Annotated in this window: 24 protein-coding genes and 1 riboswitch; of the genes, 8 read left to right on the top strand and 16 right to left on the bottom strand. The window is 63.1% G+C overall.

Annotated features, from left to right (window positions below; all coding sequences use genetic code 11):
* Nucleotides 1-10: 10 nt before the first annotated feature.
* Genes EOA78_RS02945 through EOA78_RS02935 form a run of 3 tightly spaced genes read right to left on the bottom strand, consistent with a single transcriptional unit; the run spans nt 11 to nt 2,954 of the window.
* A complete protein-coding gene (locus EOA78_RS02945; RefSeq protein ID WP_127313805.1) occupies nt 11-838 on the bottom strand; it encodes an ABC transporter permease in 828 nt (275 codons plus the stop codon).
* Nucleotides 835-1,776 carry an ABC transporter permease gene (locus EOA78_RS02940; RefSeq protein WP_127313804.1) on the bottom strand — a complete coding sequence of 314 codons (942 nt, stop codon included), beginning with the start codon at nt 1,774-1,776 and terminating at the stop codon, nt 835-837. Before EOA78_RS02940 ends, EOA78_RS02945 begins: the two co-directional genes overlap by 4 nt.
* On the bottom strand, nt 1,758-2,954 hold the full coding sequence (locus EOA78_RS02935; protein WP_127313803.1) for a C45 family peptidase: 1,197 nt from the start codon (nt 2,952-2,954) through the stop codon (nt 1,758-1,760). Before EOA78_RS02935 ends, EOA78_RS02940 begins: the two co-directional genes overlap by 19 nt.
* Nucleotides 2,955-3,088: 134 nt before the next feature.
* Here EOA78_RS02935 and EOA78_RS02930 point away from each other — a divergent pair, with 134 nt between their 5' ends.
* Nucleotides 3,089-4,021 carry a GntR family transcriptional regulator gene (locus EOA78_RS02930; RefSeq protein WP_127313802.1) on the top strand — a complete coding sequence of 311 codons (933 nt, stop codon included), beginning with the start codon at nt 3,089-3,091 and terminating at the stop codon, nt 4,019-4,021.
* A 116-nt stretch (nt 4,022-4,137) separates the two neighbouring features.
* On the opposite strand, the gene EOA78_RS02925 is transcribed toward EOA78_RS02930, so the two are convergent.
* Entirely contained in the window at nt 4,138-4,323 is a 186-nt protein-coding gene (locus EOA78_RS02925; RefSeq protein WP_036267210.1) for a hypothetical protein, read from the bottom strand.
* A gap of 300 nt (nt 4,324-4,623) precedes the next feature.
* Between EOA78_RS02925 and EOA78_RS02920 the strand changes: the two genes are divergently transcribed.
* On the top strand, nt 4,624-5,058 hold the full coding sequence (locus tag EOA78_RS02920) for a hypothetical protein (RefSeq protein WP_127313801.1): 435 nt from the start codon (nt 4,624-4,626) through the stop codon (nt 5,056-5,058).
* A 184-nt stretch (nt 5,059-5,242) separates the two neighbouring features.
* Here the strand turns inward: EOA78_RS02920 and EOA78_RS02915 are convergent, their stop codons facing one another.
* Both EOA78_RS02915 and EOA78_RS02910 read right to left on the bottom strand, forming a co-directional pair.
* Nucleotides 5,243-6,949, bottom strand: coding sequence for an HAD family hydrolase (locus EOA78_RS02915; RefSeq protein ID WP_127313800.1), 1,707 nt, complete (start codon nt 6,947-6,949; stop codon nt 5,243-5,245).
* A gap of 197 nt (nt 6,950-7,146) precedes the next feature.
* Nucleotides 7,147-7,431: an acylphosphatase gene (locus EOA78_RS02910; RefSeq protein ID WP_127313799.1), complete on the bottom strand. Its 285-nt coding sequence runs from the start codon at nt 7,429-7,431 to the stop codon at nt 7,147-7,149.
* Nucleotides 7,432-7,576: 145 nt separating this feature from the next.
* On the opposite strand from EOA78_RS02910, the gene EOA78_RS02905 reads away from it, so the two are divergent.
* Nucleotides 7,577-8,389, top strand: coding sequence for a hypothetical protein (locus EOA78_RS02905; protein WP_127313798.1), 813 nt, complete (start codon nt 7,577-7,579; stop codon nt 8,387-8,389).
* On the top strand, nt 8,382-9,134 hold the full coding sequence (locus EOA78_RS02900; protein WP_127313797.1) for a metallophosphoesterase: 753 nt from the start codon (nt 8,382-8,384) through the stop codon (nt 9,132-9,134). Before EOA78_RS02905 ends, EOA78_RS02900 begins: the two co-directional genes overlap by 8 nt.
* Before the next feature lie 16 nt (nt 9,135-9,150).
* Here the strand turns inward: EOA78_RS02900 and EOA78_RS02895 are convergent, their stop codons facing one another.
* The 6 genes from EOA78_RS02895 to EOA78_RS37685 form a co-directional block, all read right to left on the bottom strand.
* Nucleotides 9,151-10,341 carry an NADH-quinone oxidoreductase subunit D gene (locus tag EOA78_RS02895; protein ID WP_127313796.1) on the bottom strand — a complete coding sequence of 397 codons (1,191 nt, stop codon included), beginning with the start codon at nt 10,339-10,341 and terminating at the stop codon, nt 9,151-9,153.
* 56 nt (nt 10,342-10,397) lie between these two features.
* Complete coding sequence (locus EOA78_RS02890; protein WP_127313795.1) at nt 10,398-10,838, bottom strand: hypothetical protein; 441 nt, start codon at nt 10,836-10,838, stop codon at nt 10,398-10,400.
* Nucleotides 10,839-11,189: 351 nt separating this feature from the next.
* Nucleotides 11,190-11,477, bottom strand: a complete 288-nt coding sequence (locus EOA78_RS02885) for a hypothetical protein (RefSeq protein WP_245477158.1) — start codon at nt 11,475-11,477, stop codon at nt 11,190-11,192.
* A gap of 116 nt (nt 11,478-11,593) precedes the next feature.
* The gene (locus tag EOA78_RS02880) at nt 11,594-11,818 is read right to left on the bottom strand and encodes a hypothetical protein (RefSeq protein WP_127313794.1); all 225 of its coding nucleotides are present in this window, start codon (nt 11,816-11,818) and stop codon (nt 11,594-11,596) included.
* Nucleotides 11,819-11,933: 115 nt separating this feature from the next.
* Nucleotides 11,934-13,055 carry an NAD(P)/FAD-dependent oxidoreductase gene (locus EOA78_RS02875; protein ID WP_127313793.1) on the bottom strand — a complete coding sequence of 374 codons (1,122 nt, stop codon included), beginning with the start codon at nt 13,053-13,055 and terminating at the stop codon, nt 11,934-11,936.
* A 2-nt stretch (nt 13,056-13,057) separates the two neighbouring features.
* Nucleotides 13,058-13,180 (bottom strand): hypothetical protein, encoded by a 123-nt coding sequence (locus EOA78_RS37685; protein WP_281034027.1) that lies wholly within the window; start codon nt 13,178-13,180, stop codon nt 13,058-13,060.
* A gap of 150 nt (nt 13,181-13,330) precedes the next feature.
* Here EOA78_RS37685 and EOA78_RS02870 point away from each other — a divergent pair, with 150 nt between their 5' ends.
* Nucleotides 13,331-14,707, top strand: a complete 1,377-nt coding sequence (locus tag EOA78_RS02870) for an aspartate aminotransferase family protein (RefSeq protein WP_127313792.1) — start codon at nt 13,331-13,333, stop codon at nt 14,705-14,707.
* Between the two features lie 145 nt (nt 14,708-14,852).
* A riboswitch (TPP riboswitch) is annotated at nt 14,853-14,964 on the top strand.
* Nucleotides 14,955-15,557, top strand: coding sequence for a YkoF family thiamine/hydroxymethylpyrimidine-binding protein (locus tag EOA78_RS02865; RefSeq protein WP_127313791.1), 603 nt, complete (start codon nt 14,955-14,957; stop codon nt 15,555-15,557). Its footprint overlaps the riboswitch before it by 10 nt.
* A 147-nt stretch (nt 15,558-15,704) precedes the next feature.
* On the opposite strand, the gene EOA78_RS02860 is transcribed toward EOA78_RS02865, so the two are convergent.
* The 4 genes from EOA78_RS02860 to EOA78_RS02845 form a co-directional block, all read right to left on the bottom strand.
* On the bottom strand, nt 15,705-16,808 hold the full coding sequence (locus EOA78_RS02860; protein WP_127313790.1) for an alcohol dehydrogenase family protein: 1,104 nt from the start codon (nt 16,806-16,808) through the stop codon (nt 15,705-15,707).
* 8 nt (nt 16,809-16,816) lie between these two features.
* Nucleotides 16,817-18,196 carry an aspartate aminotransferase family protein gene (locus tag EOA78_RS02855; RefSeq protein ID WP_127313789.1) on the bottom strand — a complete coding sequence of 460 codons (1,380 nt, stop codon included), beginning with the start codon at nt 18,194-18,196 and terminating at the stop codon, nt 16,817-16,819.
* A gap of 35 nt (nt 18,197-18,231) precedes the next feature.
* On the bottom strand, nt 18,232-19,725 hold the full coding sequence (locus EOA78_RS02850; RefSeq protein WP_127313788.1) for an NAD-dependent succinate-semialdehyde dehydrogenase: 1,494 nt from the start codon (nt 19,723-19,725) through the stop codon (nt 18,232-18,234).
* Between the two features lie 128 nt (nt 19,726-19,853).
* On the bottom strand, nt 19,854-20,342 hold the full coding sequence (locus EOA78_RS02845) for an Lrp/AsnC family transcriptional regulator (RefSeq protein WP_127313787.1): 489 nt from the start codon (nt 20,340-20,342) through the stop codon (nt 19,854-19,856).
* An 83-nt stretch (nt 20,343-20,425) separates the two neighbouring features.
* Here EOA78_RS02845 and EOA78_RS02840 point away from each other — a divergent pair, with 83 nt between their 5' ends.
* Both EOA78_RS02840 and ehuA read left to right on the top strand, forming a co-directional pair.
* On the top strand, nt 20,426-21,811 hold the full coding sequence (locus EOA78_RS02840; protein WP_127313786.1) for a PLP-dependent aminotransferase family protein: 1,386 nt from the start codon (nt 20,426-20,428) through the stop codon (nt 21,809-21,811).
* A 125-nt stretch (nt 21,812-21,936) separates the two neighbouring features.
* A complete protein-coding gene (gene ehuA / locus EOA78_RS02835) occupies nt 21,937-22,722 on the top strand; it encodes an ectoine/hydroxyectoine ABC transporter ATP-binding protein EhuA (RefSeq protein WP_127313785.1) in 786 nt (261 codons plus the stop codon).
* Nucleotides 22,723-22,764 lie beyond the last annotated feature (42 nt).

The raw sequence follows: 22,764 nt of genomic DNA, 5'->3' as shown, positions 1-22,764 counted from the left end.
TTTCCAGCACCTACGTATTCGGGTCGAGCCAGTCGCGCACCGCGTCGCCCAGCATGTTGATGCCGAGCAGCGTGATCGAGATGCAGAGACCCGGCAGGATGATCAGATGCGGCGCCTGGCCGATATAGGGCCGCGCCGTCGACAGCATGTTGCCCCAGCTGGGCGCGGGAGGCGGGACGCCCAGTCCCAGAAAGCTCAGTGCGCTTTCCGACAAGATGATCCAGCCGAACATGGTGGTGGCGAGCACGATGATCGGGGCCACGCAGTTGGGCAGCACATGCCGCGCCATGGTGATGATCTCGCTGTTGCCCATCACGCGCGAGGCCTCGACATATTCCCGCTCGCGAATGGACATCACGGAAGCCCGCACCACGCGCACAACGATCGGCATGTAGGCAAGGCCGAGCGCAACGATGATACCCTCGCGGCTGGCGCCGATCACCGCCATCAGGCCAAGCGCCAGGAGCAGGCCAGGGAAGGCGAGGAAGGCGTCGTTGACCATCATGATGGCGCGATCGACCCAGCCCCGCAGGAAACCTGCGAGAACGCCGAAGAGGGTGCCGGTGATCAATGCGAAAATAACCGTCGCAAAGGCGATCCAGGCGCTGGTCCGCGCGCCGCTGGCCAGGCGGCTGAGCACGTCGCGGCCGAATTCGTCGGCGCCGAGCAGGTGCACAGGCGAGGGCCCGCTGAGGCGCGACGGCAGATCAAGCTTGAGCGGATCGTAGGGCGCGATCCACGGACCGAACACGGCCAGAAGGATCAATGCCCCGGTGACGGCGATCCCGAAGATCGCGTTGAATTTCAGACCGGGCCGGCCGAGCGCACGGGCGATCATGCCGTAACCCTCGGATCGAGCAGCGGGTAGATCAGGTCGACGAGAAGATTGACCGCGACATAGATGAAGGCGACGAACAGCATCGATCCCTGAATCACGGGATAGTCGCGGGCATAGATCGCGTCGACCAGCAGCCGGCCGAGGCCGGGAATGGTGAAGACGGTCTCGATGACGACGATGCTGGAAAGCAGGCTGCCGAGCACCAAGCCGATCAGGGTCAAGGTGGGCGCGAAGGCATTCTTGAAAGCGTGGCGCCACATCACCGCGCTTTCCGAAAGCCCCTTTGCCCGCGCATGGGTGATGTATTCCAGGCGCGCTACCTCGATCGTGCTGGCCCTGGCCATGCGCGCAATCGGGCCGGACTCGACGAGCACCAGGGTGACCACGGGCAGGATCACATACAGAGCGGCTTGCGCGAAGTCGCGGCTGAAGGGTACGTAGCCGACGACCGGCAGCCAGCCGAGATAGAGGCCGAAGATCAGCATCAGCATCAGCCCCAGCCAGAAACTGGGGATCGAGAGCAGGATGGTCGAGGTGGCGACGACAGTGACGTCGCGGAGACTGTCCTGCTTCCAGGCGGCCAGCATGCCGGCAGGCACGGCGATCGCCGAGGCCACAAGTACGGCGAGAAAAACGATGGTCGAGGAGACGGCGAAACGATCGAGGATCAGCGGCAGCACCTCTTGCCCGCTGCCGATCGAGCGTCCGAAATCGCCTGAAAGGACGTTGCCGGCCCAGATCAGATATTGCACCGCCACAGGCTGGTCGAGCCCCATCTGATGCCGCATCGCATCGACCTGTCCGGGCTGCGCGAGGTCTCCCAGCATCAGCGTCGCGGGATCGCCGGGGACGAAGCGCATCATCACAAACACCGCAACCGACACCAGGATGAGGGTCGGTACGGCGCTGGCGATCCGGGTCAGGACAAAGCGGACCATCGTTTCTCCTGTGATATCGAAGATCTCTCCCGCGCCGGCACTGCCTTCTCCGCGCGCTCGAGGATCTCGTCTTCGATGGTGAGTTCGTAGCGGGTGAATTCGCGGTTCTTGGCCGGCAACGGCGCGATCTCCATGACGCCGGCGGCTGGTTCGAAGACGATCATCGCCACCGTCGCCGAGAGATTGCCGCCTTCCTTCCTGATCTGCGGACGGCACACGCTGAACGGCGAAGCGAAGTCGTCGAACAGGGCTTCCTTCAGGTCGTCGATGGTGATGTCTCCATGCCGCGCCGACAGGTGCCGGCGCACGCGGTGGTCGCGATAGAGACTGTCCGGCACGTCGCGAAGCCCGGTTTCGCGCAGCTTAGACAACGCCACCGGGCTCTGCCAGTGATTGGCGTGGACGATCATCTCTTTGTCAGGATAGATGGCAAAGTTCTCGTCCGGGGCGCATTCGAAATCGACCGTGAACCCTTCGGCGGTGCTCAGGATCATGTTGTTGGAGCCGGATTTCGGCGTCGTCGCCACCACCTTGATGGCATGGGCGAAATGCTGCGCCTCGAGAGCCCGGCGCCGGATGAAGGGAAGCGGAATTCCGATCCCGCGATAGTCGCGGTCCGATTCGAGATAGTTCGCGGTGATGCCGATGCCGACCGAGTTGAAGCCGCTGCGCGCCAGTCCGCCGGCTTCAGTGAAGGTGAGGAGGTCCGGCCCGTCCGTTCGCCGGATGCGCAACACCACCGAGGTCTCGGAGCATTCGGCCTTCCAGTCCCAGTTCTGACCATGGATGAGCCTGCCGTTCCGGGTTGCCTCCGGCAGGATCGCCGCGCCCGTGCAGCCGTCGGGCTCGTCGTCGGAAATGCCTTTCTCGCGCCGGGCGAGCTGCAGGATTTCGGTACGCGCATTGACCAGGACGATCGAGGGCAGGTCGACATTCGCGCCTGACGCAATTCCTTCCATTTCCTCGACGAGATCGGGCGCCCATTGCCGCAAGCGGGGCAGGAAGATGCCGGAGAACCGCCCGACATCGTCCCGCCTGAAGCCGAAACGGTCGAGCTGCGCGGCATAGAGCGCTACCGAAGCGCCGATCCGCCCGCGCGCCTGTTCGCCATAGGCCATGCCGCGCGCTCTCGGCGCTCCATCGATCTCGACAAGCGGAAATGGTGCGACTGTTGTCATCAAGTGGAAGCCTCAAACTGGTGTGAGTCCGGATACTAATGCATTTTGATTGAATGAAAAGCAGGAAAATTCGCTGGATTGCCAGTTCGAACTGCGTGGCGCATATCTATAATGCGAACGCTTGAGGAAGTGATATGAACGAAACGATGATCGACCGGCCGGCACGCAGCGAGGCGGCCAGTCCGCTGCAGATCGATCTGGCGCGGCGGATCCTGGAGCGGATCAGAGATTCGGGCTGGACGGTCGGAACCCGCGTCTCGGTGCCGGACCTTGCCCGCACGTTCGGCGTTTCGCGTTCCCCCGTCAGCGCGGCGCTGGAACTGCTGGTCGCCCACGGCATCTTAAGTCCCTTCGAGACGAGGGGGCTGCAATTGGCGCGCGATGTCGCCGACCTTGATCCGGAGGATATCCTGCCCAGCTCTCCGCTTGAGGAGCTTTACCGCAGGATGATGCGGGAGCGCGCGCTCGGCCAACTGCCCCAGGAGGTGTCCGAGGCGGAATTGATGCCGCGCTATCAGGTGTCCCGCGGCGTCGTGCGCAAGCTCTTGCTCCGCTTTGCCGCCGAAGGGCTGGTGCAGCGTCTGCCGGGGCATGGCTGGCGTTTCGCCGACACACTTGTCGGCGAGGACGCCTACCGGGAAAGCTATGAATTCCGGATGGCCGTCGAATGCGCGGCGCTGCGGTCGCCCATGTTCAATGCGGGTCCTCAGCAGCTGGCGCCGGTCCGGCGCGCTCACGAGCGCATCCTGGCGATCGTGTCGACAGGCAAGACACTGATCGGCGGCGACGAATGGTTCCGGATCAATGCATCCTTTCACGAAGGGCTCGCGGCCTGCTCCGGCAACCGGTTCCTGGCCGATGCGGTGCGCCAGCAGAACAATCTGCGCCGGTTGCAGGAATCAGCGGGTTTCGAGGAACTGCCGGCGGAACGCATCGAGCAGTCCTGCCGGGAACATCTGGCCATTCTCGATGCCGTCGAAGCGGGCGAGATCGAATGGGCCGAGGCGCTGCTGCGCCAGCATCTACGGCAGGCCTCCGAGTTCGCTTCGCCACAGCGCTCGATCTGATGTCTGCCGGCGGCGCCGCCGCGCCGGCTGGCCACTCGGCCGCGCAATCCCCGACACCCGGCACTGAGCGATCGGGAACGAGCGTCTCCCCGATCGCTTCACGCCAATCCGCTCCGTCAAATGTCGGGATTGGATGCTTTAGGACCGATTTTCAGCGGCGCATCATTTTCATCCGGATTGGGGACGGGAGCTTCGTCGGGAAGTCTGTCCGGATCCGGCTCACGCACAGGCTTCGGTTCAGGAAACGGCGGTGGCGTGGGCGCCGGAGTGGGCGTTGGTTCCGGAGTGGGAAGAATGGCCATGGTGTGATTTCCTTCCGCTCGCTGCACTCTGCCTTGGCGGGTCGCTGACGTCGGCCGGATTTTGACGCCACCCGTTTCGATGGTTTCGCTCTAGAGGCCGATGCACGCAGAACGACCACGCTTGCCTATGGTTCCGATGGGAGCCTCCGATGACCCCGCAGGCATCGAGCGCTCATGGCAGGACGGCGCCGTCAGAAAAGTGATCGAATGGTCGGCGCATGAGGGCCTTGTCGGCGTCGTGAAGCGCCATAATTTTCATTTCAGGGTGGGACGAACTCACCTGCTGAATAGGAGGCGGCCGTGAAGCACCAGACACTTGACCAACTGCATACCGTTGCCGACGTTCACGCTGAAGCAACAGACCTCGTAGCGACCCGAAGCCAGCGTCTCGAACGTTGGGCGAAACTGCTGGAGAAAAATCCCGATCGGCGTCTCGAAGCGCTGACGGGCACCGAATATAAGTCCCCTGAGATACGCGAAAAAATGCGTTACAACGACTCGCCTCTCACGGTTGCCTTCGAGGACCCGATCTTTCGTGCGCAAGGCTTGAGAGACGACACCTACGGTGAAGCCAGGCGCTTCTTCGAACTGACTGACTGGCAGTTGCACGAAATTGTCTGCCACTGCCATGTCGGCGCCACGATACGAGCGCGATGGGCTGCCTCTCGCGTCCGTGCGGCAATGTCCGAGAAGTTCGGTTTCTTCGCCTGGCTGCGAGGAACATTCATGCATTGACGCTACGGGCATTCACGCTGCCGGCATTCACGCTAGGGGCCGGCATGTCGGGTGATGGAGGCGGCGAAGCGATTTCCACGCCTCACATCAGTGGTCGTTGATGTGCGGATATGCCGTTCGGCGGCGATCCGCCATCGGCGAAGGTCGATACAATGAGCCTCGATACCACAGCCATGGGCTGATTTCAGTCGGCGGGCGCCGTGTAGCGGCGGTGGACCGCTTCCGCGATGGCGGTGCGGCTTCTATGCGGATCGAGACTATCGTCATCCTCGATGACAGCCGCTTCCTCCGCAAGTCCCTGGTCTTTGACCTGGTCGCGGAACCAGGCCGAATAGTCGCCCGCGCGCAAGTGATGCTCCCAGGTGCGGTCGTCGATCCCCTCGGCGATATGGAGGAACATCATGAGATTTTGCGCTTTCAGGTTGAGCTTGCCGTCCGCGCCGCGGAAATAGAAACTATTGTCGCCAAGATCGCCCTCGGCATACTTGCGGATATGGCGCTTGCGTTCCTGCCGGGGACGCTCGATGGAGATCGGTCTTGCGGGACCGCCTGTCGACCGGTTCCAATACAAGACCTTGTTTTCCGGCGGCGGCACGACGCCCTGCGGCACGTCCTCGCCAATTGCGGCACAGAAGCTTTCGACGACCTTGTCGGCTTCCGGGCCAAGAGCCAGCACCGTGTCGACACCTGCCAGCACGTCCCGCGAAACCAGATCGGGATGAACGGTGACCAGAATGGTCGCCGAAAGGCTTTTTGGAAGCGCAAAGGATGTGCCATCCCGCGCATGCGGCAACAGGTGGTGTGCCTCGTCGATGACCAGCCAGTGCGGGCGTCCGGTGCGGGCGCGAAGCGCGGCAAGCTCCGGCAGCAGCTTGGCGAAGGCGTTTGGCCGCTCCGCGGTCTTGATCCCGAGCATGTTGACGGCGACATTGTTGGACGGCTTGGACAAGAGGTCGAAGATTTCGCGCGAGCTCGGCGGGCTTTTGGCGTCGCCAACCACCAGCACGTCCTCCAGTTCCTCGTAGTCGCCCTCCGGGTCGAGCACGCAAAACTGGAAGCCTTGCTCGACGAAGCGTTCGGTCAGGGCGGTGGCGAGGGTGGATTTCCCGATCCCCGACGTGCCGGCCAGCAGCACGCCGCCGCCGCGCGGTGAAAGGTGCATCACCGCGCCCGATCCGTCGTCCGCGCCAATCTCAATGCGTTGCCGCGCCGTGTCCAGCAAGGCGGCGTCATGCGAGATGAGGCCCTCGATCAACTCCCTCACGCCCGCGCCGCGGGCACCATTCGTCACGTGGCCCGCCGTCTCCCTTACCTTCGGCAGTGCATTGGCGACTGCAACTCCGAAGCCGACGGCGCGCAGAAAGGCATGGTCGTTCTCCGCATCGCCGATGCCGACGACGTTGTGGGCGGACAATCCCAGATCCTCGAGGGCAGCCGCAAGACCGGTCGCCTTGTTGACCCCGCTCGGCAGCACCATGACGGCACCCTTGTTGAAGATGATCTCCAGCTCCAGGCCAAGGTCCTTGATCACTTCCAGCACGATGGTCTCGTTGGGCTCCCTGGTGGCGACGACGGAACGTCCCATCGACAGGGGCGCGATCTTGCGCATCATCAGCCTGTCGACGAATTCCGCCGGAGGCGCAGGCGCCAGGATACGCTCCTCCTTCGAAGCCGGCGTGTAGACGAGCGCGCCATTTTCGGCGACGACCTTGTCGAAAATGCCAAGCTCCGGGAAAACGCTTTCGAGGTCGGCAAGCTCGCGACCGGTGACCATTATCAACTTGCGGCCGGTTTCCTTCAGCCGCCCGAGCGCGGCACGGGTCGCATCGGAAACGATCCCGTTTTCCGCGAGCGTTCCGTCGTAGTCAGTGGCTAGTGCAAGAGCATACATTGAACTGTCCGTCGGTAGTCCGAAGCTGACCCGAGAAGCTTTCTCGCTGAACTGAGCGGAAAGCCATCTGCTCCAGTGACTTTGTCTTGGCTGATCGGTTCAAACGGCGCTGGCTGCCGATTGTTCCCGGCGGCGGAAGGCAAGAGTTGCTGAGGCCTGGCTTTTGCTTAAGCATTTCCAAACCCGGTACCCGCTTGCTAGCCGACAATCCTGAATCCGTTCGGCTGCTGGCCGGGATCGACGTCTTGGGATTTCACGCTGGAGACCGACGCCCCGGTCGGCCCTTCCCACAACCGGTTCATCATCGTCGAAACCGCGCCCTCGGCTCCGACGATCAGTGCCGTTACGGATCCGTCATCCTCGTTGCGAACCCATCCGGACAGACCGAGCTTCTCGGCTTCGGTCCGTGTCCACACGCGAAAAGAGACGCCTTGCACCCTTCCACTCAGCCTGACGCGTACCGCTTTGCGCCCGTCCTCCATGGTCACCTCCTTGCAGCTGGTTTGTCCACACCTTCAACTCACTAGCGGCGAAAAAGGCTCCGCCTTGTCGGCAACGGAACCATGGGGCGGCGGCTTTGTTTAAAGACGGACAGTTGCGTTGCGGGTGCCTCGGAGCCACGATTTCATGACCAACGATTCTCCAACGGGAGGCGCCATCCCGGCATCCGTTCCGACGATCGACGCAAAAGCGGAGCCAACGCTTCGCTACGCCGAGGCCGAGGTATTCTACACCGAGGCGATCCGCGAGCTTGCCGCGACGGATATTCCCTTTCTTATCGCTGGCACCTATGCGGTGAGCGCCTACACGGGCGTTACGCGCCAGACGAAGGACCTCGATATCTTCTGCAAGGCAGGCGACTACGCGCGCATTCTCGCCCATTTCAAGCAGGCCGGTTATGCGGTCGAGATCGTGGACGATCGATGGCTTGGAAAGGTCTTCAAAAGCACGCATTTTTTTGACGTCATATTCGCATCGGCTAACGGCACCATGCCGGTCGGCGATCAATGGCTGGAGCATGCACGGCAAATCGAGCTGCTGGGCAGTAAGGTGCGGATCGTCGGTCCGACCGAGCTTATCTGGTCCAAGTGCTTCATCCAGGACAGAGGCCGCCACGACGGCGCCGACGTCGCTCATACAATCCTCAAGGCGCAGGATCAGATCGATTGGCACCGGCTGCTTTCCTATCTGGAGGTTCATTGGGAGGTGCTGTTGATGCAGCTTCTGAATTTCCGATGGATCTATCCGAGCGAGCGCGATCATGTACCGGGCTGGCTGCTCGACGAATTGCTTGACCGTCTCGCCAAGCAGAGGGAGCTGCCTACTCCCCGAATGAAGATCTGCCGCGGACGCCTGCTTTCGCCGACCGACTACGAGATCGACGTCAAGGAGTGGGGCTTTGCCGGCGTCGGTGGAACAGGAGAATTTCGTGATGGCTGAGAACGGCATAACCGCCAAGGCAAGGGTTGGGAACGGCGACACCGTGAGGATTGCGGCTGTCGGCGACCTGCACGTGAAGGAAGACGCCGAAACCTCTTGTCGTGATCTCTTCGGCGAGGTCTCGCGCGAAGCGGACGTCCTCGTCCTCACTGGCGACCTTACCAATCTCGGCAGGCCCCGAGAGGCCGAAATCCTTGCGGAGGATTTGCGCGCCTGCGCAATCCCGGTCGTCGCCGTGCTCGGCAACCATGACTATGAATCCGGTGCGGTCGAGGACGTCGCCCACATCCTTCGGCAGGCAGGCGTCCATCTTCTTGACGGTCAGACGACAGAAATCAAGGAGGTCGGCTTTGTCGGCGTGAAGGGTTTCATTGGCGGTTTTGGATCACGCATGCTCGGCTCGTTCGGCGAGCCGGCGATCAAGGCGATGGTCGCTGAAAGCGTCAGCGAGTCGATGCGGCTCGAAAACGCAATGCGGCAGGTTCGCACCAATCGTACGCTCGTCGTCCTGCACTACGCTCCGGTCGTCGAGACAGTCGCTGGCGAGCCATTGGAGATTTTTCCGTTCCTGGGCTCGTCGCGCCTGGCGGAGACGATCGATCGGTTCAAGGTCAGCGCCGTGGTGCATGGCCACGCGCATCGCGGCGTCTATGAAGGTCGCACACCCGGCGGTGCCCCAGTATATAATGTCGCCATGCACGTGGCGAAGCCAACCGGCCGTCCTTACGCCTTGCTCGAAATCTGAAACACCCTGTGAGTGGTCAGCGGTCGATCTCGCCGAACACGATATCGAGCGACCCGATGATCGCGGCGACATCGGCGATCATGTGCCCCCGCGACAGAAAATCCATCGCTTGCAGGTGGGCAAAGGACGGCGCCCGGATCTTGCATCGATACGGAGTATTGCTGCCGTTCGAAACCAGATAGACGCCGAACTCGCCCTTCGGTGCCTCCACCGCGGCGTAGACCTCGCCGGCGGGCACACGAATACCCTCCGTGTAGAGTTTGAAATGGTGGATGGTCGCTTCCATCGAGCGTTTCATCGTCGCCCGCGGCGGCGGCGTGATCTTGTGGTTCGCAATTGCCACCGGTCCGCGGCCTTCCGGCGACCGCAGTTTTTCCACGCACTGTTTCATGATCCGGACCGACTGGCGCATTTCCTCCATGCGGACGAGATAGCGGTCATAGCAGTCCCCGTTCTTGCCGACGGGAATGTCGAAATCCATCTCGGGGTAGCACTCATATGGCTGCGCCTTGCGTAAATCCCACGCCGCTCCCGATCCGCGCACCATCACACCGGAGAAGCCCCAAGCCCAGGCGTCGTCCTGCCCGATCACACCGACGTCGACATTGCGCTGCTTGAAGATGCGGTTGCCGGTGAGCAATTCGTCGAGGTTGTCGCAGACCTTGAGGAACGGGTCGCAGAAATCCCAGATGTCGTCCAGAAGCTTCGGAGGCAGGTCCTGATGCACGCCGCCGACCCTGAAATAATTCGCATGCATGCGGGCGCCGGAGGCGCGCTCGTAGAAAACCATCAGCTTCTCGCGCTCGGCGAAACCCCAGAGCGGCGGGGTCAGCGCGCCGATATCCATCGCCTGTGTCGTGACGTTGAGGAGATGCGACAAGAGCCGGCCTATTTCGCAAAAGAGGACACGGATGAGCTGTCCGCGCCTGGGAACTGATATTTCGAGCAGCTTCTCGGCGGCGAGGCAGAACGCATGCTCCTGGTTCATTGGCGCCACGTAATCGAGCCGGTCGAAATAGGGCAGGGCCTGCAGATAGTTCTTGTACTCGATGAGTTTTTCCGTGCCGCGGTGGAGCAGGCCGATATGGGGATCGGCGCGGTCGACGATCTCGCCGTCCAGTTCCAGCACCAGCCGCAGGACGCCGTGAGCAGAGGGATGCTGCGGCCCGAAGTTGAGGGTGAAGTTGCGAACTGCGGCCTCGACCATGACGGTGCTCCGCTGTACCGAGTTTACTGCCGAAGCCGCGTGCTCCGGTCCGCCGATCAGGTCGTTGTCTGGATGATCAGCGTCAGCGTGCCATCGCCATCAATGTTGGCAGCGACAACCTGAGAGGAATCAAGCCCGCTGGCCGCCAGCGCCGTTGCTGCCTGCGGCGACGCATCGATCGAACTCTGCAGGGCCAGCAGATCTTCAACGCTGGTCTGAGTGATCACGGCTTCGGCTTGTGTCTTGAGTTCCGGAGGCAAATCCTCGAGGGCGACGATCGCAATGCCAGTAAAGTTCTGGTCGGTGAAACCTTGATCCGGCACGGCTTGGTCGGGCAGCGCCTGGTCAGGCGGCGTCTGGTCGGGCAGGGTTGGATCGGGCAGGGCTTCCGGGGCAGGGGGTGCGATTTGGGGAAGTTGCGGGTCGGTGGATTGCGCGTGGATCGGCTGCGCCAAGGCCAATCCTGAAAGGGCGGCAATTGTCGTCAACATGCGCATGATCGTTCCTTCCGTTTCCATTTTGCTTGAGGAGGATCACCTGGTGACCACACAACCATCGTGCCGGATTATGGTTCCCGGTCCGTCACGGATATCGCTATGGTCGAGCCTATCCGTCGCGCGTGGTCGAGTGCATGACACAGAATGTTCAGGTCGCCAGTCCGGACCAGTCATTGGGTTCACCCCTTGCGCAGCTCAGTGCGCTCGTTCGGACGCGGAAGGACGCTGTAGCATTTGGTTTGCGCATGATCCCTAGCGAAACTCATGCATCGGGCCGACGCTACGCAACGGAGAATCGATCGATGACCCATAGCCATGTTCCGTCGTCTTGGCGGCGGGCGACCTCGGCGGTTACGGTGCCGTCAGGAAGACGGGTTGACGTGAGCGCCAAATCTCCGCTGACAACAGCCGGGCCTGATTTCCGGCAGCAAATTTTCGGCCCGTTGCGGTGATGTCCGCGAAGAGTGCCCGGATCGCTTCGCGGCCCAGCGTCAGTCGTCCCTCACCGCTGTCGACGACGGCGTTGGGTTCAAAAAGCGCGGCCATGCCGTTGATGTCTCCCACCCACTGCCGAGAGATCAGCAGGCGCTCCAAATCCTGGGGATCGCGCGCTGGCTCACGGCTTGGTTCATCGGTCATGGCGAGGACTCCTCCGACGCTCGGTACCAAGCGTTCGATCCTCCGTCAAATTTCGTTGGACGGGAATCCGGCGAAGCTCCGCCATAAGCCGATCGCGAGGTTGAGCAGCTTGGCGGTCATTCTCCCCAGACGACATCGCGGTCCGCGACGCGCCATTCGGCGGCACCGGCGCGGCACCGGTGGCTGCGGCTGTGGTTGAGGAAGTCGGCGATCCTTGCCGCTGACTTCGCCGAGGGGAAGGTGAGCAACCGATCGCGATGGACGACGGGCTCGCCGGTCTCATTGTCGCAGATCTCGAACCGGCAGCTTGGGTTTGGTATGGCTTCGAAACGGTTCTTCATATCGATGGTCCCGGTAATCGAGGGACCCAGGTTCTGCGACCCCGGCTTACAGATGGCTTACGAGCGTTTTGGATTATGCTTTTGGCAGCGGGCACGCTCGCGCAGGTCGCCTCGATTAGCTTGCCTTCGGCGCGAGGCGCTGCGCGACATGGTCGGCGATCGCCAGGCTTGAGGTCAGGCCGGGGCTCTCGATGCCGAACAAATTGACGAGGCTCTCCACGCCGTGCACCGCCGCGTCCTGGATGACGAAGTCGGCATTGACTTCGCCGGGACCGGAGAGCTTCGGCCGGATGCCGCTATAGGCCGGCTTCAGGCTGCCATCGGCGAGCTCCGGCCAGTATTTGCGGACCTCGTCGTAAAAGCGCTCGCCACGCGCTGGATCGACGCGATAGTCGAGTTGATCCGTCCATTCGACGTCAGGCCCGAAGCGGGCGACGCCGTCGAGGTCGAGCGTCAGATGCACGCCGAGCCCGCCGGGTTCGGGTATGGGATAGACCAGTCGCGCGAACGGCGCCCAGCCGGCGACCGAAAAATAATTGCCCTTGGCGTAGCGTAGTTCTGGCACGAATTGCCGGTCGAGCCCGACAAGCGAGCCGGCAAGTGCCATGGCGCCAAGCCCGGCGGCGTTGATGAAGCGCGCGGTGGCGATTTCAAAGCGCTCGCCGCTGGTGCTGTCGACCGTGTCGAGCACGATGCGCCCACTCTCGATGCGGCCGGCGACGATGCGGGTGTTGAGACTGAGTGTCGCCCCGTGCTCCTCGGCGTCGCCCAGCAGCGCCAGCATCAGGGCGTGGCTGCCGATGATGCCGGTCGCGGGAGACAAAAGGGCCGCCGTGCATCGCAGCTTCGGCTCCAGCCTGCGCGCCTCGGCGGCGGTTAAGGGCGTCAGGTTGCCCGCGCCGCAAGCAGAGGCGTTGGCCAGGATGGAAGCGAGCACCGGCTCCTGTCCGGCATTCGTGGCGACGATGAGCTTGCCGCAGCGCGCATGCGGCACCGCCCGCTCCTGGCAATAACGGTAGAGCCTTTCCCGGCCTGCCACGCAGAGCCGGGCCTTCAGCGATCCGGCCGGATAGTGGATGCCGGCATGGATAACCTCGGAATTGCGCGAGCTAATCCCGGTGCCGATGGCGTTCTCGGCTTCGAGGATCAGGGTGTCCATGCCGCGCTGCGCCATCTCGCGCGCGATCGCGAGGCCGACGACCCCGGCGCCGGCAACGATGCAGTCGACATGGTCCACGATCAGGCCACCTCAGCCTCTATGTTGTGCCTGGTGAGCCGTTTAGGAATGACGGCTCGGCGATGCGCACAGCCGGCTTGGCGCAGGTTCTCGCGTTTTGCGGCCTCGAAGTTGAAATTCTGCATGTCTTCCGTCCATCCGCCAGCGCTTTCGAAAGGGCTTGACACCCTTACAAGAAACAGATGCACCAAACAGCATTAATGCCAGAGGGACCTGCCGATGCGCGCCGAACGGCGGCAAGGACGCACGTCCCGGCATGCAGGACAGGAACCATCATGGACGCTCGACCGAATTCTCCCGAAGCTCGCGACATCAGCTACCACATGCACGGCTACACCAATGCCCGCAAGCATGAGGAAGCAGGGCCGCTCGTCATCGAGAAAGGCGACGGCATCTATGTCGAGGATCTCGCCGGCAACCGCTATATCGAAGCAATGGCCGGACTTTGGAGCGTCGCGGTCGGCTTCTCCGAGAAGCGGCTGGTCGACGCGGCGGTGCGCCAGATGTCCAAGCTGCCTTACTATCATGACTTCGGTTCCAAATCGCATTCGCCGCTGATCGATCTCGCCGAGAAGCTTGTGCAGATGGCGCCAGTGTCGATGAGCAAGGCGTATTTCACCAATTCCGGCTCCGAGGCCAACGATACGGCCATGAAGATGATCTGGTACCGGTCCAATGCGCTCGGCCAGCCGGCACGCAAGAAGATCATCAGCCGCAATCGAGGCTATCACGGCGTCACCATTGCCGCGGCAAGCCTGACCGGCCTGCCCAACAACCACATTTCCTTCGACCTGCCGATCGCCAATGTGCTGCACACGTCGACGCCGCACCACTGGCGCGAGGCGCTGCCAGGCGAGAGCGAAGAGCAGTTTTCGAGCCGGCTTGCCGACGACTTAGAAAAGCTGATCCTGGCCGAGGGCCCGGAAACCATCGCCGCCTTCTTCGGCGAACCGATCATGGGCGCCGGCGGCGTCATCGTTCCGCCGGCCGGTTACTGGGAGAAGATCCAGGCGGTGCTGTCGAAATACGACATCCTGCTCGTTGCCGACGAAGTCATCTGCGGCTTTGGCCGAACCGGCGAAATGTTCGGCTCGCAGACCTTCGGCATCAGGCCCGACATCATGGTGCTGTCGAAACAGATCTCTTCATCCTACCTGCCGATCTCGGCCCTGCTGATCAACGAAAAAGTTTTCGAGCCGATTGCCGACGAAAGCAATCGCATCGGCACCTTCGGCCACGGCTTCACCGGCGGCGGCCATCCCGTTGCGGCCGCGGTCGCGTTGGAGAACCTGAAGCTGATCGAGGAGCGCGATCTCGTCGGCAATGCGCGCACGGTCGGCGCGCATATGCAGAATCGGCTGCGCAAGTTCGCTTCGCACCCGCTTGTCGGCGAAGTGCGCGGCGTCGGCCTGATCGCGGCGGTCGAACTGGTCGGCGACAAGGCGGACAAGACGCCGTTGGAGACGGCCGGCGCGCTGGGCGGGCTCGTCAACGGTTTCATGCAGCAGAACGGCGTCATCTCGCGCAACATGGGCGATGCGCTGGCCTTCTGCCCGCCGCTGATCATCACCGAACCCCAGGTCGATCAGGTGGTCGACGCGTTTGAAAGATCGCTCGAAGCCGCGGTCAAGCAGGTCGGGTCACTGAACTGATCAGGTCGTCCGAAGGCAGAGGCTGAATGGGCGTCGGTGATTGGCGAAAGTCGGCAGCTTCGCTGGCGGCGCCACGCTCGGCAATTGGTCTTAAGCGATTGCCCTGGACCGTACTTGAACATCGTTCGCGCAGCTGCTACGTCGCCCATATCGACAGGGGCGCTCCGTATTGCCGGGGCTGAGATGGAAGGTGCAAGCCTTCGGTCCCTCAAGCTGATCTGGGTAATGCCAGCGGAGCGAGGCGACTATGTTTTCAGGTGCACAGATTTCCCTGTATCCGATGTGCGACGATTTCGTCGGCGTCATCCTCAAAGCAATTTCGGCGATGGATTTCTATCGGCCGAATTTCCGCATTGAGACCGACGACATCTCGACGCTGATCGTCGGCCCGCCGGAACAGCTTTTTCCGGCCATACGCGATCTGTTCACCTCGGCCGCGGCAAGTGGTGTGCATTGCGTCTTGTCGGCGACGGTGTCGCGCGGCTGCCCCGGCGAGCCCGACGATCCAATCTGCACACCGATTTCCGGCAGCAGCCACGAACTCTCCCTGGCCGAGCGCATCGGCGCGGCGCGGGCGCATGTCGACGGTGCGAAAAAGCTCGAACAAGAGGTCGCCGCGCAGTTCTCGCTCTATCCGCTCGGCGAAGGCCATCACATGGACGAGATCTACGGCTGCATCGACTTCCTCAAGACTTCGGGCGTCTTCGACAGGTCGAAGAACTTCTGCACCAAGCTGAGAGGCGACGCTGGGCCGGTGTTCGCGACGCTGTCGGAAGCCTTCCTTCGCTTCGGCGCGCCGCAAGGCCATGTCGCGCTCGACCTTACCGTGTCGGCGAACAGCCCGAGCTAAGGTGCGTCGATATTCAGGTGATGCCGGCCTGCAAACGGCGGTTCCCTGCGCTTCCGGTGCTCACGTACTTTAGTACGCTCCGCTCCGGTTCTCGGAAACCATCATTCTCGGCGCGGCCTGACCTGAATCTCAACACACCGAGTTGCTCTATCCATTGGCGGCCGAAACGGCATCCGGAACGACCACCAGCTTGCCGACAAAGTCCTTAGCGATGAAATCCGCCTGGGCGCGGTGGAAATTGGAGAGCTTGTAGACACCGCCAACCAGCGGCCGGATCTTCTTCTCTTCGATGTAGCGGACGATACGGCGAAAGTCCGCACGCGTGCCCTGGCTGGAACCGTGCAGCTGCAACTGCTTGAGATACATGGTGCGCAGGTCGAGTTGCACGACCGGGCCGGCAATCGCGCCGGCCGTTGTGTAGCGGCCTTCGGGCCGAAGAATGCGCAAAAGGTCGTTGAAGATGGCGCCGCCGACCAGGTCGGCAACCACGTCGATCGGCTGGCCTCCGGTCGCCGCGTTCACTGCGGCGGGCAGGTCAGCCACGCCACGGGTGATCACCGCCTCGGCGCCGATGTCGAGCACGGCCTGTTCCTTGCCCTTGCCGACGATGGCAAAGGGGATGGCGCCGCGCGCCCGCGCCAATTGCACGATGCCGGAGCCGACGCCGCCCGACGCGCCGGTGACCAACACGCGCTCGCCCGCCCTTAGTGCGGCGCGTTCCAGCATCTGTTCGCCGGTGAGATAAGCGCAGCAGAAGGTGGCGAGTTCGACATCGGTCAGCTCGGTGGCGACGACATGGGCGTTCTCGGCCGGCACGGCCTGGTATTCGGCATAGCCGCCGTCGCGGCCGTGGCCCATGTAGTCGATGTCGGCGAGGGAATCGTCGTCGCGGTTGTAGATCGAGAAATCGACCATCACCCGCTCGCCGATGCGGGCCGAAGAAACACCGTCGCCGACCGCGACGATGTGCCCGACGGTGTCGGTGCCCTGGATGCGCGGGAAGGTCAGTGTGTTGCCTTGCCGCCGCCAGGTCGACACGGCGGCAGCATCTTCTTCCGTGCCATAGGCACCCTGGCGCACCCAGACATCGGTGTTGTTCATGCCGCAAGCGGTCACCTTGACCAGCACTTCGTCAGGCGCGGGCGAAGGCACTTTCACGTCGGTGCGGTAGACGAGCTTTTCCGGCCCGCCGTGGCCGACCAGCTGCACGGCGGCCATGGTGGCGGGGAGGGTCTTGGTCATCGCGCTCATATCAGCCTTCAGACGTTGGCAAACACGCTTTTCACCGCATCAGCCGTTTTTGACACTACGATGTCGGCCTCTTCGCGCGTCAGGCAGAGCGGCGGCGCGAAGCCCAGAATGTCGCCCTGCGGCATGGCGCGGCCGATGACGCCGCGCTCGCCAAGGGCTGTCGCGACCTGCGGCCCGATCTTTTGCGAGGCATCGAAGTACACGCGGTCGTCCCGGTCGGCGACGAATTCGATTGCCGCCAGCATGCCGTCGCCGCGCACCTCGCCGACATTTTTGTGGCCGCCGACGGCTTTCGCTAGTTCGGCGCGGAAATAGGCGCCGGTCTCGCCGGCGTTGGTCACCAGGTCCATCTCGTCGATCAGTTCCAGATTGGCGACGCCGGCGGCGACGCAGATCGGATGCGCCGAATAGGTCCAGCCATGACCGAGCGAGCCGAGCTTGTCGGAACCCTGCACCAGCACCTGCCAGACCTTGTCCGAGACGATGACGCCCGACAGCGGCGCATAGGCCGAGGTCAGGCCCTTGGCGATGGTGATCAGGTCGGGCTTGATGCCGTAATGGTCGGCGCCGAACATCGTGCCCAGCCGGCCGAAGCCGGTGACCACTTCGTCGGCGACGAGCAGTACGTCGTACTTCTTCAACACTGCCTGGATTTTTTCCCAATAAAGAGCGGGCGGCGGCACTATGCCGCCGGTGCCGAGGATCGGCTCGCCGATGAAGGCGGCGACCGTGTCCGGGCCCTCAGCCAGTATCATTTCCTCCAGCTTGTCGGCGCAGTATTGGGAAAACTGCTCCTCGCTTATCGAGCGGTTGGCGCGGCGGAAGTAGTAGGGCGCCTCGGTGTGCAGGATCGGCGCGCGCGGCAGGTCGAAAGCGTTGTGGAACAGGTCGAGCCCGGTCAGCGACCCCGTCATGACGCCGGAGCCGTGATAGCCGCGCCAGCGCGAGATGATCTTCTTCTTCTCCGGCCGGCCGAGCACGTTGTTGTAGTACCAGATCAGCTTGATGTTGGTTTCGTTGGCGTCGGAGCCGGAGAGGCCGAAATAGACCCTCGACATGCCTTGGGGGGCGCGGTCGATGATCATCTTGGAAAGCGTGATCGAGGCCTCGGTGCCGTGGCCGACATAGGCGTGGTAATAGGCCAGGTTCTTGGCCTGCGCGGCGATGGCATCGGCGATCTTCTGCCGGCCATAGCCGACATTGACGCAATAGAGCCCGGCGAAGGCATCGATGCTCTTGCGGCCATTATTGTCCCAGATGGTGACGCCTTCGCCGCCGGCGATCACGCGGGTCGGGCTCTCGCCGCGCGCGTGGGTACCCATATGGGTCGAGGGATGGAAGAAGTGGTCGCGGTCCCAGGCGGCGAGTTCGTTGGACTGGTCGAGCATCTTTTTTACTCCTGAGGAAAAGTGTCGGGCGCGGTTTACGCGACGTCTAGGCAGAGATATTTGAGATCGGTAAAGGCTTCGAGCCCGTGGCGCGAGCCCTCGCGGCCGATGCCGGACTGTTTGACGCCGCCGAAGGGGATCGGCGCCCCGGTGATCTTCACGCGGTTGATGGCGACCATGCCATAGTCGAGCGCGCGGCCCATGCGCAATTGGCGGCCGCCGTTCTCGGTGACCACGTAGGCGACAAGCCCGTATTCGGTGGCGTTGGCGCGAGCGATGACCTCGTCTTCACCGTCGAAGGGCGTGACGGCGGCGACCGGACCAAACGTTTCCTCGCGCATGATCAGCGCGTCGTCGCTGACATCGGCGAGCAGGGTCGGGCGGTAGAACAGCGGTCCTGCAGAATCGCGTTTGCCGCCGGTGAGGCAGTGTGCGCCATGGGCGAGCGCATCGGCGACCTGCTCCTCGACCTTCTTGACCGCGCGCTCATGCATCAAGGGCCCGATGTCAGTGTCATCAGCCAGGCCATTGCCGGTCCGCAGCATCTCGATGCGCCTGGCGAAGGCGGCGCAGAAACGATCGTAGATCGGGCGCTGGACATAGATGCGGTTGGCGGCGAGGCAATCCTGGCCGGAAGTGGCGAATTTGGCATCGACGGCTATGGTCACAGCCTTGTCGAGATCGGCGTCGGCGAAGACGATCAGCGGCGCGTGGCCGCCAAGCTCCATCACCAGCCGCTTCATCGTCGGCGCACTTTGCGCGGCGATCAGCCTGCCGATCTCGGTCGAGCCGGTGAAGCTCATGGCCCGGACGCGAGCGTCTTCGCACATCCGCCCAACGATGGCCGAAGCCTTGCCGGTGAGAACGTTGAAGACGCCTGCCGGCAGGCCGGCGCGTTCGCCGAGCTCGGCCAGCGCCAGTGCCGACAGCGGCGTTTCCGACGAAGGGTGCGCGACGATGGTGCAGCCGGCGGCAAGGGCGGCCGCCGCCTTGCGGGTCAGCATGGCCGCGGGAAAATTCCACGGGGTGACAACGCCGACGACGCCGAGCGGTTCGCGCCGCACCATCATCTCGGCGTTTGGCAAGTGGCTGCTGACGCTTTCGGCGTTGAGCCGTTTTGCCTCCTCGGCATACCACTCGACGAAGGAGGCGGCGTAGTCGATCTCGCCAAGCGCTTCCCTAAGCGGCTTGCCCTGTTCGAGCGTCATCAACAGCGCCAGATCATCCTTGGCAGCGATGATCAGGTCGAACCATTTTCGCAGAATTCTCGCGCGTTCCTGTGGGAGAGCCGCGCGCCAGGAGGGAAAGGCGCGGGAGGCCGCGTCGATCGCCTTGCTCGTCTGCCTGCTATCGAGCGCGGCAACAAAGGCGACGGTGGCGCCGGTGGCAGGGTCGGTCACCTCAAAACTCTCGGCGGCTTCACTCGCAGTCCAGTGGCCGTCGACATAGGCGAGTTCGCGCAGCAACCGGCGGTCGGCGAGGCGGTCAAGCGCTTCATGGCGCTGTGGGCGGGCAAAATGCGCGGACATTTCGATGTCTCCCGTTCGAAGTGATACAGTAAGATTATTCGCGCGGCCCAGACAGAGAGGCTGTTTCGGCGCCCGCGCGTAGAGAGATTGTCTCTATTGCATCGCTCGGGCGGACGATCTCTCTAGGGTCAGGACGCCGGCAACAGATCCGCCACCGGCAAGGCGACTTCCTCCTTCACTGTCTTGGTGACGATATAGGTAAAATAGCGGTCGATGCCGATCTCGCGTTCGAGCAGGACGTCGACCAGCCGCTGGTAGGCGTCGATGTCGCGCGCCATCACTTTCAGCAGATAGTCGACGCCGCCGCCCACCGACCAGCAGGCGACGATTTCGGGGACGTCGCGGATGACGCGCTCGAAGCGGTCGAAATCGGCCTGGCGGTGGTTGGCCAGCGTCACCTCCATAAGTACGGTTGCGACCGGCGCAACGGCGCGCATCGCAACCTTGGCGTGATAGCCGGCGACGATGCCGGCCTTTTCCAGCTTGCGCAGCCGCATCCAGCACGGCGTCGGCGACAGGCCAACCTTGTCGGCGAGCGCCAGCTTTGTGATGCGCCCGTCGCGCTGGACCGCGTCAAGGATTTTGAGGTCGATCTGATCGAGTTTCGGTGCGGCCATGAGCGTCCACTTTTTCGTCCCCGACACCATGACGGCGCATTATTTCGATTGTCAATTGCACTGATTTCGATCTCTAATATGTCATGACATTGTGGCGTCCAGATCCCGCGCTCATCCGGCGGCCGGCCTATCAGTCGCTCGCCGACCAGTTCGCGCGCGCCATTCATGATGGACGGCTAGCCAACGGCGCGCGGCTGCCAACGCATCGCCGGCTGGCCGACGAATTGAAGCTTTCGGTGCAGACAGTCAGTCGCGCCTATGAGGAACTGATCCGCCGGGGCCTGGTCTCCGGCGAGATCGGCCGCGGCAGCTTCGTGCAGACGCTGCGCCGCGAGCCCGAGCCGCCGTATCTGCCGGAGCGTCTTGGCGAGGTCATCGACCTCTCCATCCTGAAGCCGGTTTGCGAGCCGATGCATCTGGAGCGGCTGAAACAGGCGCTTGGCTGGCTTGCCGGGAACCTGCCGTCGAGCTCGGCGCTGTCGTTCCGGCCGAACATGGTGTTCCCGCGCCACCGCGCGGTGGCGGTTGAATGGCTGCGGCTGTGCGGTCTCGATGTGTCCGCGCAGAATGTCAGCCTGACCAACGGCGCCACGGCCGGCATGACGGTGGCACTGATGAGCGTGGCGCCGCCCGGTTCGACCGTCGCCACCGAGGCGATCGGCCACCACACTCTGATCCCGCTGGCGCGCTATCTCGGCTTCAACCTCGAGGGCCTGCCGATCGACGATAATGGCCTGATCCCGGAGGCGCTCGACGAGGCGTGCCAGCTTTCCGACATCCGCGCCATATTCGTGCAGCCTTCGGTGATCAATCCGACCGCAACGCTTATGGGCGCCGCGCGGCGCGAGCAGATCGCCGCGGTGGCGCGCCGGCACGACCTCGCCATCATCGAGAACGACGTGCTCGGCCCGCTGGTCGAGGGTCGCCCGCCGCCAGTCGCCGCCTTCGCGCCCGAGCGCACGCTCTACGTCACCTCCTTCACCAAAATCGTCGTGCCAGGCCTGCGCATCGGCTATCTCGCGGCGCCCGACCGCTATGTCGCCGCCGTCGCCAACCGGCATCTCGTCTCCAACTGGATGGCGACGCCGCTGGTGGCGGAGATCGCGACAAAATGGGTGACCGACGGCACGGCGATGGAGCTTGTTCGCTGGCAACGTTCGGCACTGCGGCGGCGGCAGGAGATTGCCGCTCAGGTGCTTGCCGGGGTCGACTATCGTGTCCATCGCGACGGATTGCATCTGTGGCTGCAGCTGCCCGGCGACCGCGCCGAGGAGAGTTTCGTCTCGCAGGCCCGTTTGCAGGGCGTGGCGATCGCGCCAGGCACATCCTTCCGTATTTCGCAGGAGCCCTGGCAGCCGGCAGTGCGCATCTCGCTGGGCTCGACTACCGAGGAGGAACTGCGCGCCGGCCTGAGCGTTGTCACCAAACTTCTGCTCGGCGATCCGGAGCATCTCCTGCTGGCGATCTAGGCAAAGATCGCCGCGGAATTGTGCGGAGCCAGAAACATTGTCATGAGTTTATTTTCCTGATTGACATGATTTGGCGCGTTCCGCATCGTTGAAGGCACCAAGCTTCTCCAGCACGGGGAAATTCATTGTCCGCGCCCATCATCAAGATCGACGGCATTTCGAAAAGCTTCGGCACCTTCAAGGTGTTGGACGGTCTGTCGATGCAGGTCATGCCGCGCGAGAAGCTGGCGCTGATCGGCCCATCCGGCTCGGGCAAGACGACGATCCTGCGCATCCTGATGACGCTGGAGAGGATCGACAGCGGCCACATCCAGATCGACGGCGAGCAGCTCTACCACATGGAGCGCAACGGCCAGTTGCTGCCCGCCGACGAACGGCATCTGGCAAGAATGCGCCAGAAGATCGGCATGGTCTTCCAGCTGTTCAACCTGTTTCCGCACAAGAGTGTTATCGACAACGTCACGCTGGCTCCGATCCTGACCAAGGGCATGTCGCGCGCCGCCGCCGAAAAACGGGCGATGGAACTGCTCGACATGGTCGGCATGGCCGACAAGGCCAGAGCGATGCCGGCGCAGCTCTCCGGTGGGCAGAAGCAGCGCGTTGCCATAGCTCGCGCCTTGGCGCTGCAGCCCAGGATCATGCTATTCGACGAGGTGACATCGGCGCTCGATCCGGAACTGGTCGAGGAGGTGCTAAACGTGTTGTGGCGGCTCTGCTCCGAGACAGACATGACCATGCTGCTCGTCACCCATGAAATGGGTTTTGCCCATGATTTCGCCGACCGGGTGCTGTTTTTCGACCGCGGGAAGATCGTCGAAGAAGGCAAGCCCGACGAGATTTTCCGCAATCCCAAGCAGGAGCGCACGCAAGGCTTCCTGAAGAAGATCATCGCGGCCGGACATCGCGTCTGACCGCCATGCCAAGGCGGCGAAGCCGTCCTCAAGGGGCGGCGA

Origin of the sequence: Mesorhizobium sp. M5C.F.Cr.IN.023.01.1.1 (assembly GCF_003997585.1) — a bacterium.
In the GTDB taxonomy this organism is placed as follows: Bacteria; Pseudomonadota; Alphaproteobacteria; order Rhizobiales; family Rhizobiaceae; genus Mesorhizobium; species Mesorhizobium wenxiniae.
The sequence above is the reverse complement of the archived record's forward strand: the minus strand, read 5'-3'. Positions and strand labels throughout refer to the sequence as shown.

Excerpts from the sequence above, each read along its gene's own strand:
- EOA78_RS02945 (WP_127313805.1), bottom strand. The coding sequence starts at position 838 with ATGATCGCCCGTGCGCTCGGCCGGCCCGGTCTGAAATTCAACGCGATC.
- EOA78_RS02940 (WP_127313804.1), bottom strand. The coding sequence starts at position 1,776 with ATGGTCCGCTTTGTCCTGACCCGGATCGCCAGCGCCGTACCGACCCTC.
- EOA78_RS02935 (WP_127313803.1), bottom strand. The coding sequence starts at position 2,954 with ATGACAACAGTCGCACCATTTCCGCTTGTCGAGATCGATGGAGCGCCG.
- EOA78_RS02930 (WP_127313802.1), top strand. The coding sequence starts at position 3,089 with ATGAACGAAACGATGATCGACCGGCCGGCACGCAGCGAGGCGGCCAGT.
- EOA78_RS02925 (WP_036267210.1), bottom strand. The coding sequence starts at position 4,323 with ATGGCCATTCTTCCCACTCCGGAACCAACGCCCACTCCGGCGCCCACG.
- EOA78_RS02915 (WP_127313800.1), bottom strand. The coding sequence starts at position 6,949 with ATGTATGCTCTTGCACTAGCCACTGACTACGACGGAACGCTCGCGGAA.
- EOA78_RS02910 (WP_127313799.1), bottom strand. The coding sequence starts at position 7,431 with ATGGAGGACGGGCGCAAAGCGGTACGCGTCAGGCTGAGTGGAAGGGTG.
- EOA78_RS02905 (WP_127313798.1), top strand. The coding sequence starts at position 7,577 with ATGACCAACGATTCTCCAACGGGAGGCGCCATCCCGGCATCCGTTCCG.
- EOA78_RS02900 (WP_127313797.1), top strand. The coding sequence starts at position 8,382 with ATGGCTGAGAACGGCATAACCGCCAAGGCAAGGGTTGGGAACGGCGAC.
- EOA78_RS02895 (WP_127313796.1), bottom strand. The coding sequence starts at position 10,341 with ATGGTCGAGGCCGCAGTTCGCAACTTCACCCTCAACTTCGGGCCGCAG.
- EOA78_RS02890 (WP_127313795.1), bottom strand. The coding sequence starts at position 10,838 with ATGCGCATGTTGACGACAATTGCCGCCCTTTCAGGATTGGCCTTGGCG.
- EOA78_RS02885 (WP_245477158.1), bottom strand. The coding sequence starts at position 11,477 with ATGACCGATGAACCAAGCCGTGAGCCAGCGCGCGATCCCCAGGATTTG.
- EOA78_RS02880 (WP_127313794.1), bottom strand. The coding sequence starts at position 11,818 with ATGAAGAACCGTTTCGAAGCCATACCAAACCCAAGCTGCCGGTTCGAG.
- EOA78_RS37685 (WP_281034027.1), bottom strand. The coding sequence starts at position 13,180 with ATGCAGAATTTCAACTTCGAGGCCGCAAAACGCGAGAACCTGCGCCAA.
- EOA78_RS02870 (WP_127313792.1), top strand. The coding sequence starts at position 13,331 with ATGGACGCTCGACCGAATTCTCCCGAAGCTCGCGACATCAGCTACCAC.
- EOA78_RS02865 (WP_127313791.1), top strand. The coding sequence starts at position 14,955 with ATGTTTTCAGGTGCACAGATTTCCCTGTATCCGATGTGCGACGATTTC.
- EOA78_RS02860 (WP_127313790.1), bottom strand. The coding sequence starts at position 16,808 with ATGAGCGCGATGACCAAGACCCTCCCCGCCACCATGGCCGCCGTGCAG.
- EOA78_RS02855 (WP_127313789.1), bottom strand. The coding sequence starts at position 18,196 with ATGCTCGACCAGTCCAACGAACTCGCCGCCTGGGACCGCGACCACTTC.
- EOA78_RS02850 (WP_127313788.1), bottom strand. The coding sequence starts at position 19,725 with ATGTCCGCGCATTTTGCCCGCCCACAGCGCCATGAAGCGCTTGACCGC.
- EOA78_RS02845 (WP_127313787.1), bottom strand. The coding sequence starts at position 20,342 with ATGGCCGCACCGAAACTCGATCAGATCGACCTCAAAATCCTTGACGCG.
- EOA78_RS02840 (WP_127313786.1), top strand. The coding sequence starts at position 20,426 with ATGACATTGTGGCGTCCAGATCCCGCGCTCATCCGGCGGCCGGCCTAT.